Origin of the sequence: Serratia grimesii NBRC 13537 (assembly GCF_001590905.1) — a bacterium.
GTDB classification, from domain to species: domain Bacteria; phylum Pseudomonadota; class Gammaproteobacteria; order Enterobacterales; family Enterobacteriaceae; genus Serratia; species Serratia grimesii.
In genome coordinates this window covers 63601-77162 of sequence record NZ_BCTT01000015.1, presented here as the reverse complement: position 1 = coordinate 77162, position 13562 = coordinate 63601, and the positions used below count along the sequence as shown (strand labels likewise).

The following is a 13562-nucleotide window of genomic DNA, read 5'->3' as shown; positions in this document are numbered from 1 at the left end:
TCTGAGAAGCGTAGCGCAAAAAATACGCAATTTTTTTGCGCTGGCGTTGAGTTTCAATCAGCGAATCGTGCTGTAGCACAGGAAGCTAACGGAGGAATGTGATGCGGGGGATATGGCGAAAAAGGGACGGGTGATACGGGCGCTGGATCAGCTTATCGCCGCACACGCGCAGAGCCGCGGTGCGACAAGAGTAACTCACGATCGAGCATTTGCCGTGGTACCAGGTTTAGCGATTGAGGACTGGACCTGGTACCGGTTATAAGTTATTCACCAGCCGACAAGCTTCGGCTTCCCAGCGGTAACCTACACCGTATACCGAACGGATAAAGGATTTCTCGCCGTCGATCAGTTCCAGCTTGCGACGCAGGTTTTTGATATGGCTGTCGATGGTGCGATCGGTCACTACGCGGTAGTCGTCATACAGATTATTCAGCAGCTGCTCGCGTGAGAACACATTACCCGGCTGGCTGGCGAGGGTTTTAAGCAGACGAAACTCCGCCGGGGTGAGATCCAACATATGATTCTGGTAACTGGCCTGAAAGCGCGGTTCATCGATGTGCAGCTGTGTTTCTTCCTGCGAATTATCCAGCGGGCGATGGCAACGACGCAAAATGGTTTTTACCCGAGCGACCACTTCGCGCGGGCTGTAAGGTTTGCAAATGTAATCGTCCGCACCAATCTCCAGCCCAAGCAGGCGGTCAATCTCCTCGATTTTCGCCGTCACCATTACAACCGGGACGTCGGTAAAGCGGCGCAGTTCGCGGCATACCGTTAGTCCATCGGCCCCCGGCAGCATCAGATCCAACAGGATCAGCGCAGGGCTATGCTCATGTACTGCAGGCACCACCTCGCTGCCGTTGGTCAGCCAATGCGTGGCGTACCCTGCGGCCTGCAGATAATCCACCAGTAGTTGACCGAGTTTGGGTTCATCTTCAACAATCATAATCTGCAATGGCTGATTCTGGGTTTCCATCATGACGCCTTATTCATTAACGGGGTGGCAAATTCTACTGTAATCCGCACGCCGCCTAAAGGCGAGTGCTGTGCGTTGATCGTCCCGTTGTGCGCTTCCACAATATTTTGACAGATCGACAGCCCCAGACCAGAGCCGCCGCTGGCGCGGTTACGCGAACCTTCGGTGCGGTAAAAACGTTCAAAAATACGCGCCAACTGCTCATCAGTGACGCCGGGTGCGCTGTCCTGCCAGTAAATGCGCAAGCAGCCTGGCAACTGTTCTGCACCGATCTCCAGCTTACCGCCCGCATCGGTGTATCGCAGGCTGTTTTCCAACAGGTTGTTAAACAACTGGTTGAGACGATCGGGATCGCCAAACAGCAGCGCCTGTTCAGGAAGCAAAGTCACAATCTCCAGCTCTTTGGCACGAAACCGTTCACGGAAACTGGCAACCGCAATTTGCAGTAAATGCACGCAGTCGACCGGGGATTTACGGTAGGCGAGTGCGCCAAGATCGGATAACGACAGCTGATGCAGATCGTCCACCAGTTTGGTCAGGGTAGAGACTTCTGCCTGCAACGAATTGAGTGAGGCCGGGGTCGGTTGGCGCACGCCGTCCTGTAATGCTTCCAGTTCGCCGCGCAATATCGCCAACGGGGTGCGTAGCTCATGCGAGACGTCAGCCATCACAGCGCGTCGCATCTGTTCATTTTTTTCCAGGGATGTAGCAAGTTGGTTAAAGTCCTGCGCCAGTCGCCCCAATTCATCCTGGCTGCTGACTGCCACTCGAGTGCTGAAATCCCCTGCGGCCAAGCGATGAGTACCGGCGACCAACCGTTTTACCGGTGCCAGCAACCCACGCGACATTAACCAGGTAACGGCCGCTGCTAACAGTGTGGAAAGGGCGACAATCATCCAACTGGTGCGTCTTTGCTGTTGATCGAAATTAATGTCGGTATTACGCGTTAGCCGCTCGATCGGTGTGGTGATCACCCAGCCGACAATTTCATTGTTGTAGCGAATCGGATGGCGTGGGCCTTCTCTCGGCACCGGACCTGAATGGCCCACCAGCCGGTTAAACTGGCTGTCTACGACCCAGAATTGGGTGCGCCAGCCCTTGGGCGGCAGATTGTGGCTGCTGTCGCTGTTTTGTTCAAACGAACGCATGATCTGGTAAACCACCTGATCGTTATTGCGCAGAAAGACCCAGTTGCCATGGCGACTGTACTGTTCTTCCAGCGCTTCACCCAGCATGTTGATGCGTTGTTCGTTGCTGTTTTTGATGTAGTCGATAAAGCCGCGTTCAAAGCTGACACGCACACCCCAGTGCATGGTGATTAACACCAGCATGCAGGTGGCGAAAATCGCCATGAACAGTTTACCGGTAATGCCTATTTTCATTATTGCAACCTCGTGGAGCCTGTGCCCGGCTCTTTGGTCAGCGCACGGTTAGTCGTGGTATCAGCCGGGACGCGGGCGAAGGCCAGTGCGGGCAGAGCGATAATTAATGCCATGCAGCAGTAGCTGTAAATAAATGCGCTATGAATTGCCGGGCTGTCGGTGACCACCTGATGATGGGCAAAGCTGCCAATAAGAATACCGGCGATGCTGACGCCGAGGCTCATCGACAATTGCATCACCATCGACAACAGACTGTTCCCGCTGCTGGCCAGCCTGTCCGGCAAGTCCTTAAGTGTCAGGGTGTTCATCGCCGAGAAGCGCAACGAGTTGACCATCCCCTGGAAGAACAGCACTACCGGCAACAGCCAGATCCAACCGATCATCGCCACTAGCGGGAAGCTGAGGCTGATCAACGCCAGCATCAGTGTGGCGGCCACCAACACATTGCGATACCCAAAACGGTTAACCACGCGCACCACAATCCGCTTCATTCCCATACTGCCGATGATCATCGGGATCATCATCAAGCCAGCGTGGAATGGGGAGAACCCCATGCCGACTTGCATGAATAACGGCGTCATAAACGGCAACATACCACTGCCGATACGGCCTAACAGGCTTGCCGTCAGCCCCACCTTATAGGTCTGGGTTTTAAACAGCCTGAGTGAGAATAATGCCCGACTGTTGCCGTGCGCATGCCACCAATAGCCGGCCAACGCCGCCACACCGGCTAAAACCAGACCCGAGATTGCTATAGCAGACAGTCCCATCCCTTTGTGCCCATCAAGCGCCAGGGTCAGCGTTGCCATGCCGATCGCCAGCATGATAAAGCCGCTAATGTCGAAGCGTCGCGTTTGCATGCGGTAGTTAGGCATTAACAATAGGGTGGCGATGGCCCCGGCAATGCCTACTGGGATATTGATCAGGAAAATCCAGTGCCAACTGGCGTACTGGACGAGAAACCCGCCCAACGCCGGCCCCATCAGTGGGCCGATTTGGCCGGGTAGGGTAACGAAGGTCATCGCTGCCATGTACTGTTCGCGCGGGACGATTTTCATCACCGTCAACCGACCAACCGGCACCATCATTGCCCCGCCAATCCCCTGAACCACACGTGAGGCGATCAGTTCGTTCAGCGTTTCTGAGCGGGCACACAGGATCGATCCCAGAGTGAACAGCACAATAGCGCTGAAGAAGACTCGCTGGACGCCAACCCGATCCGCCAGCCAACCGCTGGCAGGCAACATTACCGCCACCGTCAGCACATAGGAGACGATCACCGACTGCATACGCAGCGGGTTCTCCCCCAGGCTGACGGCCATCGACGGCAGGGCGGTGTTGACTATGGTGGTGTCCAGCGTCTGCATGAAGAAGCCGAACGCCACAATCCAGAGTTGCCATTGTACTGAGGCGGTGTGTTTTATGAGCATCAGGCAACCATTATTGAGGCAGCGGAACCAATTTCTTGCCGCGACGTAACTTCATCTGCAACCGATCAAAATACAGATAGACCACGGGCGTGGTGTACAGCGTCAACAGTTGGCTCATCACCAACCCACCGGCGATGGTGATCCCCAACGGCTGGCGTAATTCTGCACCGTCACCACTGGTTAACACCAGTGGCAGCGCGCCGAACAACGCGGCCAGTGTGGTCATCATGATCGGTCTGAAACGCAGTAAACATGCCTGGAAAATGGCCTCACGTGCGCTGATACCGCCGTTGCGCTGCGCATCAAGAGCGAAGTCGACCATCATGATGGCGTTTTTCTTCACAATGCCGATCAGCAGCATGATGCCAATCAATGCTATCAGGCTGAACGGCGCGCCGAAAAGTTCCAGCGCCAACAACGCACCCACCCCTGCGGAGGGCAGGGTGGACAAGATAGTCAGCGGATGAATATAACTTTCATAGAGAATACCGAGCACAATATATACCGTGGCTATTGCCGCCAGGATCAAGATCACCTGGGATTTCAGTGTCTCCTGGAAGACCTGAGCCGTTCCGGCAAAGGCACCGCGTACGGTAGAGGGGACGCCGAGTGCGGTCATGGTACGGGTGACGGCATCGGTAGCATCACCCAGACTGTAGCCGAGCGGCAGGTTAAACGAAATGGTAGAGGCAGCAGAAAGCCCCTGGTGGTTTACGGCCAAAGGTGCGTTGGCCGGTTGCCAGTGAGCAAAGTAGGACAACGGTATCGCTTTGCCTTCACTGTTGATAATGAACATTTTATCAAGAGAGCTGACATCTTGCGTATAGGCTGGCGCCACCTCCATGACCACCTTGTACTGATTGAGCGGTTGGTAAATGGTGGATATCTGGCGCTGGCCAAAAGCGTTGTCGAGCAGGTTATTGGCGTCGGAAACCGAAATACCCAACCGCGCCATGGTGTCGCGATCATAAATCAGGTCCATCTCTGAGCCTTTATCCTGTTGATCCGAATTGACGTCTGCCAATTCGGGCAGTGCGGCCAGGGCGGTACGGATTTTAGGCTCCCAGGTACGCAATGCGCTTAAATCGTCAGATAGCAAGGTGTACTGATAGCTGGCATTGGCTTGTCTGCCACCCACGCGAATATCCTGAACGGCCATCAGGAACAGGCTGGCACCCGGCTCCTTTGCCAATTTTGCGCGTAAGCGGGCAATCACCTGTTGAGCACTTTCTTTGCGTTCGGACAGAGGTTTCAGGGAGATAAACATTGAACCGCTGTTGGTGCGCGAACCGCCGGTAAAGCCAGTGACGTTATCCACTGCGGGGTCATCACGCACAATGGTCATAAAATCTTGCAGTTTCACGCGCATCGATTGGAACGAGATGCTCTGGTCAGCCTGAATTGATCCCATCAGGCGACCGGTATCCTGCTCAGGGAAAAAGGTTTTTGGGATGCTGATATACAACCAGACATTCAGTGCCACGGTAGCCAACAGTACCACCAGCACCCAACGAGAATGGTTGAGCACCCAGTTCAGCGAACGTCCGTAACCTTGTTGCAGCTTCAGCAACAGCTTGCCAAAACCACGAACCCGCCGCTGTGAGTGCGCTGGCTGCTGGCGCAGCAAATAGGCGCACATCATTGGTGTCAGGGTCAGAGATATCAGTAATGAAAGGCCGATAGATACTGACAAGGTGACGGCAAATTCGCGGAACAGACGGCCAGGCAGACCGTCCATCAGCAACAGAGGAATAAATACCGCCACCAGCGACATACTCATCGAGAGTACGGTAAAACCAACTTCACGGATCCCTTGCAGAGCGGCCTGGAGTGGTTTCATACCGGCTTCGACGTGGCGAGAGATATTCTCCAGGACCACGATGGCGTCGTCGACCACAAAGCCCGTCGCGATGGTCAACGCCATCAGTGACAGATTGTTCAGACTGAAGCCGCACAGGTACATAGCGGCGAAGGTACCAATCAGTGAAACCGGTACGGCGACTGCCGGGATCAACGTGGCGCGCCCAGAGCGCAGGAAGGCAAAAACGACCAGAATTACTAACGCGATGGCGATCACCAGTGACTGTTCCACCTCTGCCAGAGACGCACGAATGGTCGGAGAACGGTCTTGGGCAATATTCAATTTGATCGACGCCGGAATGCTCTCCCTAAGGGTCGGCAATTCCGCGCGGATGCGATCGACAGTATCAATAATGTTGGCGTCTGGCGAACGGCTTACTACCAGCAGGATGGCCGGTTGGGCATTAGTCATCCCGGCATTACGGACGTCCTGGACCGAATCAATGACGTCAGCAACGTCGCTGAGTCGTACAGCAGAACCGTTGTTGTAATGTACGATCAGCGGTTTGTAGCCTTCTGCTTTCTTGATTTGATCGTTGCTTTGTATTTGCCAGCGTTTGTCCTGGCTTTCCGCCGTTCCCAGCGGCGTACGCAGGTTGGCGTTACTGATAGCCTGACGCACACTGTCCAGTGATACGCCCTGGTTAAACAGCGCGGACGGATTCAACTCGACGCGCACTGCCGGCAAGGAACTCCCGCCCACGGTGACATCGCCCACGCCATCAGTCTGCGAGATTTTTTGCGCCAGTTGGGTGGAGGCAAAGTCATAAAGTTGCCCCTGGCTATAGGTATCGGACGTCAGCGTCAGGATCATGATCGGCGCGTCGGAGGGGTTCATCTGGCGATATGTGGGGCGACTTGGCATGCCGGAAGGCAGCAGGCTTTGCGCCGCGTTGATCGCCGCCTGCACGTCACGCGCAGCGCCATTGATATCGCGATTAAGATCAAACTGCAGGATAATGCGGGTGCTGCCCAGTGAGCTCATTGAGGTCATTTCATTGACCCCCGCGATGCGGCCCAGTGCGCGCTCCAATGGTGTGGCGACGGAGGTCGCCATGGTTTCTGGATCTGCGCCCGGCAGGGTGGCAGTGATAGAGATCACCGGGTAATCCACCTGCGGCAAGGGTGCTACCGGCAAGAGGCTAAACCCGAGCGCCCCGGCTAACGCAATGGCTAGCGTCAGCAGGGTGGTCGCGACCGGCCTAAAGATAAACAGCGAGAAGAATTTCACGGTGTCTCCTGAGATTCTTCTTTGACGTGGGTATTGCGCGCCAGTTTGTCAAACAGCAGATAAATCACCGGGGTGGTAAATAGTGTCAACACTTGGCTCATGATCAGGCCACCCACCATACAGATGCCGAGCGGGCGGCGCAGCTCTGCGCCCACACCGGTACTGAGCATCAAAGGAAGTGCACCAAGCAAAGCAGCCAGCGTAGTCATTAAAATTGGCCTAAAGCGCAGCAGACATGCCTGATAGATTGCGTCATACGGTGTCATGCCTTGTTCGCGCTCGGCGGCGAGCGCGAAGTCGATCATCATGATGGCGTTTTTCTTCACGATGCCGATCAGCAAGATGATGCCGATAATGGCGATCACGTCCAGCTCGCTGCCGGCCATTATCAAGGCTAACAGTGCACCGACCCCGGCAGTTGGCAGGGTAGAGAGGATCGTGACCGGATGGATAAAGCTCTCATACAGCACACCCAGCACGATATACATTGCCACCACGGCGGCCAGGATAAGCCACAGCGTATTGCCGAGTGCAGCCTGAAACGCCAGCGTTGCCCCTTGGAATTTGGTGGTGATGTCTTTCGGCATGTTGAGGTTTTTCTCAACCTGAGTAATGGCATTGACCGCTTGCTCAAGTGAATAACCGTCCGCCACATTGAACGACACTGTGGTGGCCGGGAATTGGTCAAGATGGTTAATGGATAACGGCCCGTTGCGCTGTTCAATTTTGGCAATCGTGTTCAACGGCACGATGGTACCGTTACTGCTGGTCAGGCGAATATCGTTCAAGGCAGCCAGACCTGGCGTTGCCTGCACGTCATGCACCAGCACCACGCGATACTGGTTCGCCTGAGTGTAGATGGTGGAGATTAAGCGCTGGCCAAAAGCGTTATACAGCGCGCTGTCCACGTCGCTCATCTGGACACCCAACCGAGAGGCTGAGTCGCGGTCGACGTTGATATAGGCTTCCAACCCCTGATCTTGCCAGTCGCTGCTGACGTCTTGCAATGCCGGGGTTTGTCGCAGTTCATCGACCAACTGTGGTACCCATTGGCTGAGCTGCTCCAGCGACATTGCCTGCAGGGTAAACTGATACTGGGTACGGCTCACCTGAGTATCGATAGTCAAATCTTGCACTGGTTGCAGATACAAATTCAGACCGGGTAGTTTGGCCGCCTGTTGCTGCATCCTGTTGATGATTTCTTGCAGACTGCCGCTGCGTTCGCTCAGTGGTTTGAGGTTGATTTGCAAACGGCCGCTGTTAAGGGCGGCATTGGTACCATCCACACCGATAAATGAGGTGAGGCTTTCCACCGCCGGATCTTGTAACAGTTGGGCCGCTACCTGTTGTTGTAGCTCTGCCATTTTACTGAAGGAAACCGACTGCGGTGCCTCCAGCGTGCCTTGTATCAAGCCATTATCCTGAATCGGGAAAAAACCTTTCGGGATAAACAGGTACAACAGCACTGTGAGCGCCATGGTACTCAGCGCTACACCAAGTGTTAACCACTGATGATCAAGCACTTTTTTTAGCCAAACGCCATAGCCGGCAATCACTCGCTCGAAGAAACGCTCAGAAGCAGCAGAAAAACGGTTCTGTTTACGCAGTGATTCATGGCTCAGCATACGTGCGCACATCATTGGCGTCAGCGTCAGGGAAATAAAGGCCGAAATCAGAATCGCAACTGCCAGCGTGACGGCAAACTCACGGAACAAACGGCCGACAATATCCCCCATAAACAGCAGCGGAATCAGTACCGCCACCAGTGAGAAGGTAAGTGAAATGATGGTGAAGCCGATTTCACCGGCACCTTTTAATGCGGCATCGAGCGGTTTCTCTCCTTTTTCGATATAGCGAGAGATGTTTTCGATCACCACAATCGCATCATCGACCACAAACCCGGTGGCGATAGTCAGTGCCATTAACGTCAGGTTGTTGATCGAAAAACCGAGAAAGTACATGACGGCAAAAGTGCCGATCAGTGACAGCGGCACTGCAACACTCGGGATTATGGTAGCCGGCACATTACGCAGGAAGATGTAAATGACCATAACCACCAGAGCGACGGCCAGCAGCAGCTCAAATTGCACGTCGCTGACTGAGGCACGAATGGTGGTGGTACGATCCGTCAGCACCTTGACGTCGACTGACTTTGGCAGGCTTTTGATCAGTGTGGGCAACATCTCACGGATGCTGTCGGCAGTGGTAATGACGTTGACCCCTGGCTGGCGCTGGATGTTCAGCACGATCGCCGGTTGCTTGTTAGCCCAGGCGGCCAGTCGGGTATTTTCGGCACCCTGTTCAACGGTCGCAATATCTTGCAAACGAATAGGTGCGCCATTTTTATAGGCGACAATCAGCTGACGATATTCATCTGCTGATTTCATCTGATCATTGGCGGACAGTGTTACTGAACGCGCTGGACCGTCCAGGCTACCCTTGGCCGAGTTGACGTTGGCACCGGTAATGGCTGTGCGAACTGTTTCACTGTCCAGACCGTTGGCAGCCATGGCGGGGGCATTGAGTTTGACGCGTACGGCAGGTCGTTGACCGCCGGACAGCGTCACCAACCCAACGCCGGTCACCTGGGATATTTTCTGTGCAACCCGGGTTTCCACCATATCTTCCACCTGGGTCATCGGCATGGCGGTTGAAGTCACGGCCAGCGTCAGGATAGGTGGATCCGCAGGGTTAACTTTGCTGTAAATGGGTGGGTAGGGCAGGTCGGTCGGCAACAGGTTAGTAGCAGAGTTAATCGCCGCCTGCACTTCCTGTTCGGCGACGTCTAGTGACAGCGCCAATTGGAATTGCAGCGTGATCACCGATGCGCCGCCGGAGTTTTGCGACAGCATCTGTTTAAGCCCGGACATTTGGCCGAATTGGCGTTCCAATGGGGCCGTAATTGCCGATGTCACGACATCTGGACTGGCGCCAGGGTATAACGTCACCACCTGAATGGTCGGATAATCTACCTCCGGCAAGGCAGAGACTGGCAGTGAGCGATAACCGATAATCCCCGCCAGCAAGATTGCCACCATCAACAGCGTGGTGGCCACCGGGCGCAGGATAAATAGGCGGGATGGACCGCCACCGGGGTTCGGTGTCATCACCTGCATCAGGATTTCTCCCGCTTGGCATGCGGTTTGGTACTGCTGTCGGCCGCTTTGGTCTGCGGTGTGACCACTTCCACTTTCATGCCTTCAATCAGTTGGTCAATACCGTCGGTTACTACCCGTTGTCCGGCGTTGAGCCCGCTGGCGATAACCACGTTCTGGCTGTCTTCAATACCCAGGGTTACGAGGTGCTTGCTGACCTTATTTTCATCATCCATGGTCCAGACGAAGTTACCTTCGTTGCCCATTTGCACGGCTGCGGTCGGTACCACTACCGCGTCCTGCAATGTTGCGACTTTCAGGCGTGCATTCACAAATTGGTTAGGGAACAACGCATCGTCTTCGTTGGCATATTGCGCCTTCAATTTAATCGTGCCGGTGGTGGTGTCGATCTGGTTATCAATACTGAGCAGGTTGCCCTGTGCTAACAAGGCTTTATTGGTACGGCCCCAGGCATCTACGCTCACCGGCCCCGCCTTCTGCGCTTTAATGATATCGCTGATATTGCCTTCCGGCAGGGTGAATACCACGTCGATCGGATGGGTTTGAGTGATCACCACAATGGCAGTGGTGCCGCTGGTGATGTAATTCCCCATATCTACCTGCTTTAACCCGACGCGGCCTGAGATAGGTGCAATGATCTTACTGTAAGTCAGTTGCAGCTGTGCGCTGTCGACGGCGCCTTGGTCTGCCTTAATCGCCCCTTCAGTCTGCTGGACCAACGACAGTTGGGTATCGAGCTCTTGGCGTGAGACCAGATTGGTTTTGACCAACTGCTGGTAGCGTGCCAGATCGCGCCGCGCGTTAGCGAGCGTAGCCTGATCTTTTGCCAATTGGCCTTGCGCCTGAGTTAACAGAACCTGGTAAGGACGAGGATCGATTACAGCCAGCAAGTCCCCGGCTTTTACCTGTTGCCCTTCGGTGAAATGCAATGACATCAGCTGTCCGTCGACCCGACTGGTAACGGTGACGGTATTAGCGGCAGTGACAGTGCCCAGACCGATCAGGTAGCGAGGAACGGTCTGCTGGGTGGCAGTCGCGGCCTGCACCGGTGATATAGAGCCACCACGTCGGCCACCCGCGTGGCTTGCACCCGCTGGATTCGCGCCGGCGCGACGTGCACTCGGTGCCGTATCTGTGGCCGGTTGCGCAGCGCTGAAGTGACGCCAAATCAATACGGCGGCAATAGCCACAATAACCACCACCAGCAGGCGCAGTAACAGTGAACGACGTGGGTTTTTTGCATTCATGGTGGCGAAAATCTCTCCAAAAGGCAGGCGTGCGGGCACTCATTGCCAAAAAAGTTACACTCCTTACAGAATACTAGTTTAGCGAGGAAAGACGGCATAAAAATGAAGGAAATATGGAGGAACCGTCAGCATTGTCCGAATAAGTTGTAGATTTGATCATGCTATGTTTATAAGCGATGCCATCCGGCTTATAGCGAATGCGTTTTAGCGAATTCCCTGCTTTCGCGCTAATAATTAACCTGCGAATTATTAACTCTATGGAGCATGCAATGAGTCTTAAAGAATTGGGCCGTTCAGGCATCAAAGTGCCAGCATTGACCTTCGGCGGAAACGTATTTGGTTGGACGGCGGATCGAGAGACTTCGTTCAGCTTACTCGATGCGCTGGTGGAGAATCAGCTCAATTTCATTGATACCGCAGATGTGTATTCGAGCTGGGCACCTGGCAACCAGGGCGGGGAGTCCGAAAGTACGATTGGCCAGTGGTTGAAGAAGAGCGGCAAGCGTGATCAGGTGATTATTGCCACCAAAGTGGGTAAGCCGATGGGCGAAGGCAAGCAAGGACTGTCGCCGCGTTATATTCAACAAGCGGTAGAGGATTCCCTTCGCCGTCTGCAAACAGACTATATCGATCTTTATCAGTCACATGATGATGATCAGGATACACCGCTCGCGGAAACATTGGCTGCGTTTGATGCATTAATCAAAGCTGGCAAAGTGCGAGCAATTGGAGCCTCTAACTATCAGGCCGATCGTCTGGAAGAAGCACTCAATGTCAGTAAGCAGGAAGGGCTGGCACGTTACGAAACCCTACAACCGGAATATAACCTGTATGCGCGAGCCGGTTATGAACAGGGGTTGGAGGCCGTTGCGCAGCGTCATGGGTTGGGCGTGATTAACTTCTTCTCGCTGGCCAGCGGTTTTCTGACCGGGAAATACCGCAGTGAGCAGGATATTGGCAAGAGTCAGCGCGGTGACAGGATAATTGCGCAGTACCTTAATCCGCGGGGTTTTAACATTCTGGCAGGGTTGGATCAGGTTGCGAAGAAACACCACGCCACACCGGCCCAGGTTTCACTGGCATGGCTGATAGCGCGGCCCAGCATCACGGCGCCGATCGTCAGTGCAACGTCATTGAAACAGCTGGATGAACTGATTAGTGCCACCCGACTTCGATTGGATGCTGAAGATATCAGCACATTGAATGAAGCCAGCGCCTGGTAATCAGGATTAGCCGCGGGCGGTCTCGATTAATTTAAGCAGCTGTGTCAGGCAGGCTTCAATCGTACGCCCTGCGGTATCAATAGTGGCCACTGGTGTGCTCCAGGGGATGTAATCATGGGTGCTGACATCCTGCCAGTTGGGTAGCCGTAACCCGGCAATGTCGCCTTCGCGGGTTTCGATCCTGCGGCGGTGCTCAGCGCGGTCTGAACAAAACACGTCAATATCTATGCAGGTTGTGCCAGCCCGGTGTGCAACGCCATGCCAGGCTTCACGCGTGACGGGCAATGGATTGACCGAATCGGCGATCACGGTGTGACCCAGACGCAGATTATCCTCGGCGACGCCATAGGCAGCAAAATAGCCTGATGGGCCTACGTCATCGGCTAAGGCTCCGCTGTTACGGATTGCCTGTTCCAGTGTATCGATTCGCAGATGCATCGCGGGCAATGCACCTGCCAGCGCCCGTGCCAGCGTCGTTTTACCGCTACCCGGCAGCCCGGAAAAAATAATCAGCATTGTTGCGCTCGCCATGTGGATTGTCCCAGCCGATACAGTACATGTTTTTGCAGTGGATGGCCTTGGGGTAGTCGTGGGTGAAGAAAGCTTTCACCATTAGAGGACATACCGATGCGCTCCATCACCCGGCGTGACGGTTGGTTAGTGCCGGCAGTGAAGGACACCACCTCTGCCAGATTCATGTGCTCAAAGGCAAAGTGTAATGCGGCCTTTGCTGCTTCACTGGCGTAGCCTTTGCCCCAGTGTGCTGCCGCCAATCTCCAGCCAATTTCTACGCAGGGAGAGCAGGGAAGGTCATCGGCAGGGATAGCCAGCCCGACAAACCCGATAAAAGGCGCACCGCCTTTCACTTCCAGCGCCCATAAACCCCAACCATGCTGCCGCATGAACTGGCGGATTTTGTCTGCGAGTGCGTCGCTTTGCTCGGAGGTGAGTGGGGCAGGGAAATAACGCATGACCTGTGGATCGGCGTTAAGGGCAGCGAAGGCCGGTAGATCTTCGTCACGCCAGGCGCGCAACAGCAACCGGTCGCTTTCGAGGGAAAATATTTCACACATCGACTTTCCTCCAAGAACCAGGTGCTC

9 protein-coding genes and 1 pseudogene are annotated in these 13562 nt (G+C 54.7%); 2 read left to right on the top strand and 8 right to left on the bottom strand.

Annotation, left to right across the window (positions count from 1 at the left end; translation table 11 throughout):
- Positions 1 to 109: 109 nt before the first annotated feature.
- Positions 110 to 262 (top strand): annotated as a pseudogene (locus SGR01S_RS19040) (PIN domain-containing protein); the annotation flags it as partial.
- Here the strand turns inward: SGR01S_RS19040 and baeR are convergent.
- From baeR to SGR01S_RS19010, 6 genes are read right to left on the bottom strand one after another with little or no spacing between them, the layout of a single operon-like run.
- On the bottom strand, positions 257 to 973 hold the full coding sequence (gene baeR / locus SGR01S_RS19035) for an envelope stress response regulator BaeR (protein WP_061808287.1): 717 nt from the start codon (positions 971 to 973) through the stop codon (positions 257 to 259). The pseudogene SGR01S_RS19040 and the gene baeR sit on opposite strands and share 6 nt — an antisense overlap.
- Positions 973 to 2355 carry an envelope stress sensor histidine kinase BaeS gene (gene baeS, locus SGR01S_RS19030; RefSeq protein ID WP_037417777.1) on the bottom strand — a complete coding sequence of 461 codons (1383 nt, stop codon included), beginning with the start codon at positions 2353 to 2355 and terminating at the stop codon, positions 973 to 975. Before baeS ends, baeR begins: the two co-directional genes overlap by 1 nt.
- Positions 2355 to 3785: an MFS transporter gene (locus SGR01S_RS19025; RefSeq protein ID WP_061808286.1), complete on the bottom strand. Its 1431-nt coding sequence runs from the start codon at positions 3783 to 3785 to the stop codon at positions 2355 to 2357. The genes baeS and SGR01S_RS19025 overlap by 1 nt, the downstream gene beginning before the upstream one ends.
- 10 nt (positions 3786 to 3795) lie before the next feature.
- Positions 3796 to 6876 (bottom strand): multidrug efflux RND transporter permease subunit MdtC, encoded by a 3081-nt coding sequence (gene mdtC / locus SGR01S_RS19020; protein ID WP_061808285.1) that lies wholly within the window; start codon positions 6874 to 6876, stop codon positions 3796 to 3798.
- Entirely contained in the window at positions 6873 to 9992 is a 3120-nt protein-coding gene (locus tag SGR01S_RS19015; RefSeq protein WP_061808284.1) for an MdtB/MuxB family multidrug efflux RND transporter permease subunit, read from the bottom strand. The genes mdtC and SGR01S_RS19015 overlap by 4 nt, the downstream gene beginning before the upstream one ends.
- A complete protein-coding gene (locus SGR01S_RS19010) occupies positions 9992 to 11239 on the bottom strand; it encodes an MdtA/MuxA family multidrug efflux RND transporter periplasmic adaptor subunit (RefSeq protein WP_061808334.1) in 1248 nt (415 codons plus the stop codon). Before SGR01S_RS19010 ends, SGR01S_RS19015 begins: the two co-directional genes overlap by 1 nt.
- 269 nt (positions 11240 to 11508) lie before the next feature.
- On the opposite strand from SGR01S_RS19010, the gene SGR01S_RS19005 reads away from it, so the two are divergent.
- Positions 11509 to 12462, top strand: coding sequence for an aldo/keto reductase (locus SGR01S_RS19005; RefSeq protein WP_061808283.1), 954 nt, complete (start codon positions 11509 to 11511; stop codon positions 12460 to 12462).
- A 6-nt stretch (positions 12463 to 12468) separates the two neighbouring features.
- On the opposite strand, the gene SGR01S_RS19000 is transcribed toward SGR01S_RS19005, so the two are convergent.
- Both SGR01S_RS19000 and SGR01S_RS18995 read right to left on the bottom strand, forming a co-directional pair.
- A complete protein-coding gene (locus SGR01S_RS19000; protein WP_061808282.1) occupies positions 12469 to 12993 on the bottom strand; it encodes a P-loop nucleotide/nucleoside kinase family protein in 525 nt (174 codons plus the stop codon).
- Positions 12972 to 13535: a GNAT family N-acetyltransferase gene (locus tag SGR01S_RS18995; RefSeq protein WP_037424519.1), complete on the bottom strand. Its 564-nt coding sequence runs from the start codon at positions 13533 to 13535 to the stop codon at positions 12972 to 12974. Before SGR01S_RS18995 ends, SGR01S_RS19000 begins: the two co-directional genes overlap by 22 nt.
- Positions 13536 to 13562: the final 27 nt, after the last annotated feature.

What these genes read in the sequence shown, in the direction of transcription:
- baeR (WP_061808287.1), bottom strand. Translation starts at nt 973, where the DNA reads ATGGAAACCCAGAATCAGCCATTGCAGATTATGATTGTTGAAGATGAA.
- baeS (WP_037417777.1), bottom strand. Translation starts at nt 2,355, where the DNA reads ATGAAAATAGGCATTACCGGTAAACTGTTCATGGCGATTTTCGCCACC.
- SGR01S_RS19025 (WP_061808286.1), bottom strand. Translation starts at nt 3,785, where the DNA reads ATGCTCATAAAACACACCGCCTCAGTACAATGGCAACTCTGGATTGTG.
- SGR01S_RS19015 (WP_061808284.1), bottom strand. Translation starts at nt 9,992, where the DNA reads ATGCAGGTGATGACACCGAACCCCGGTGGCGGTCCATCCCGCCTATTT.
- SGR01S_RS19010 (WP_061808334.1), bottom strand. Translation starts at nt 11,239, where the DNA reads ATGAATGCAAAAAACCCACGTCGTTCACTGTTACTGCGCCTGCTGGTG.
- SGR01S_RS19005 (WP_061808283.1), top strand. Translation starts at nt 11,509, where the DNA reads ATGAGTCTTAAAGAATTGGGCCGTTCAGGCATCAAAGTGCCAGCATTG.
- SGR01S_RS19000 (WP_061808282.1), bottom strand. Translation starts at nt 12,993, where the DNA reads ATGGCGAGCGCAACAATGCTGATTATTTTTTCCGGGCTGCCGGGTAGC.
- SGR01S_RS18995 (WP_037424519.1), bottom strand. Translation starts at nt 13,535, where the DNA reads ATGTGTGAAATATTTTCCCTCGAAAGCGACCGGTTGCTGTTGCGCGCC.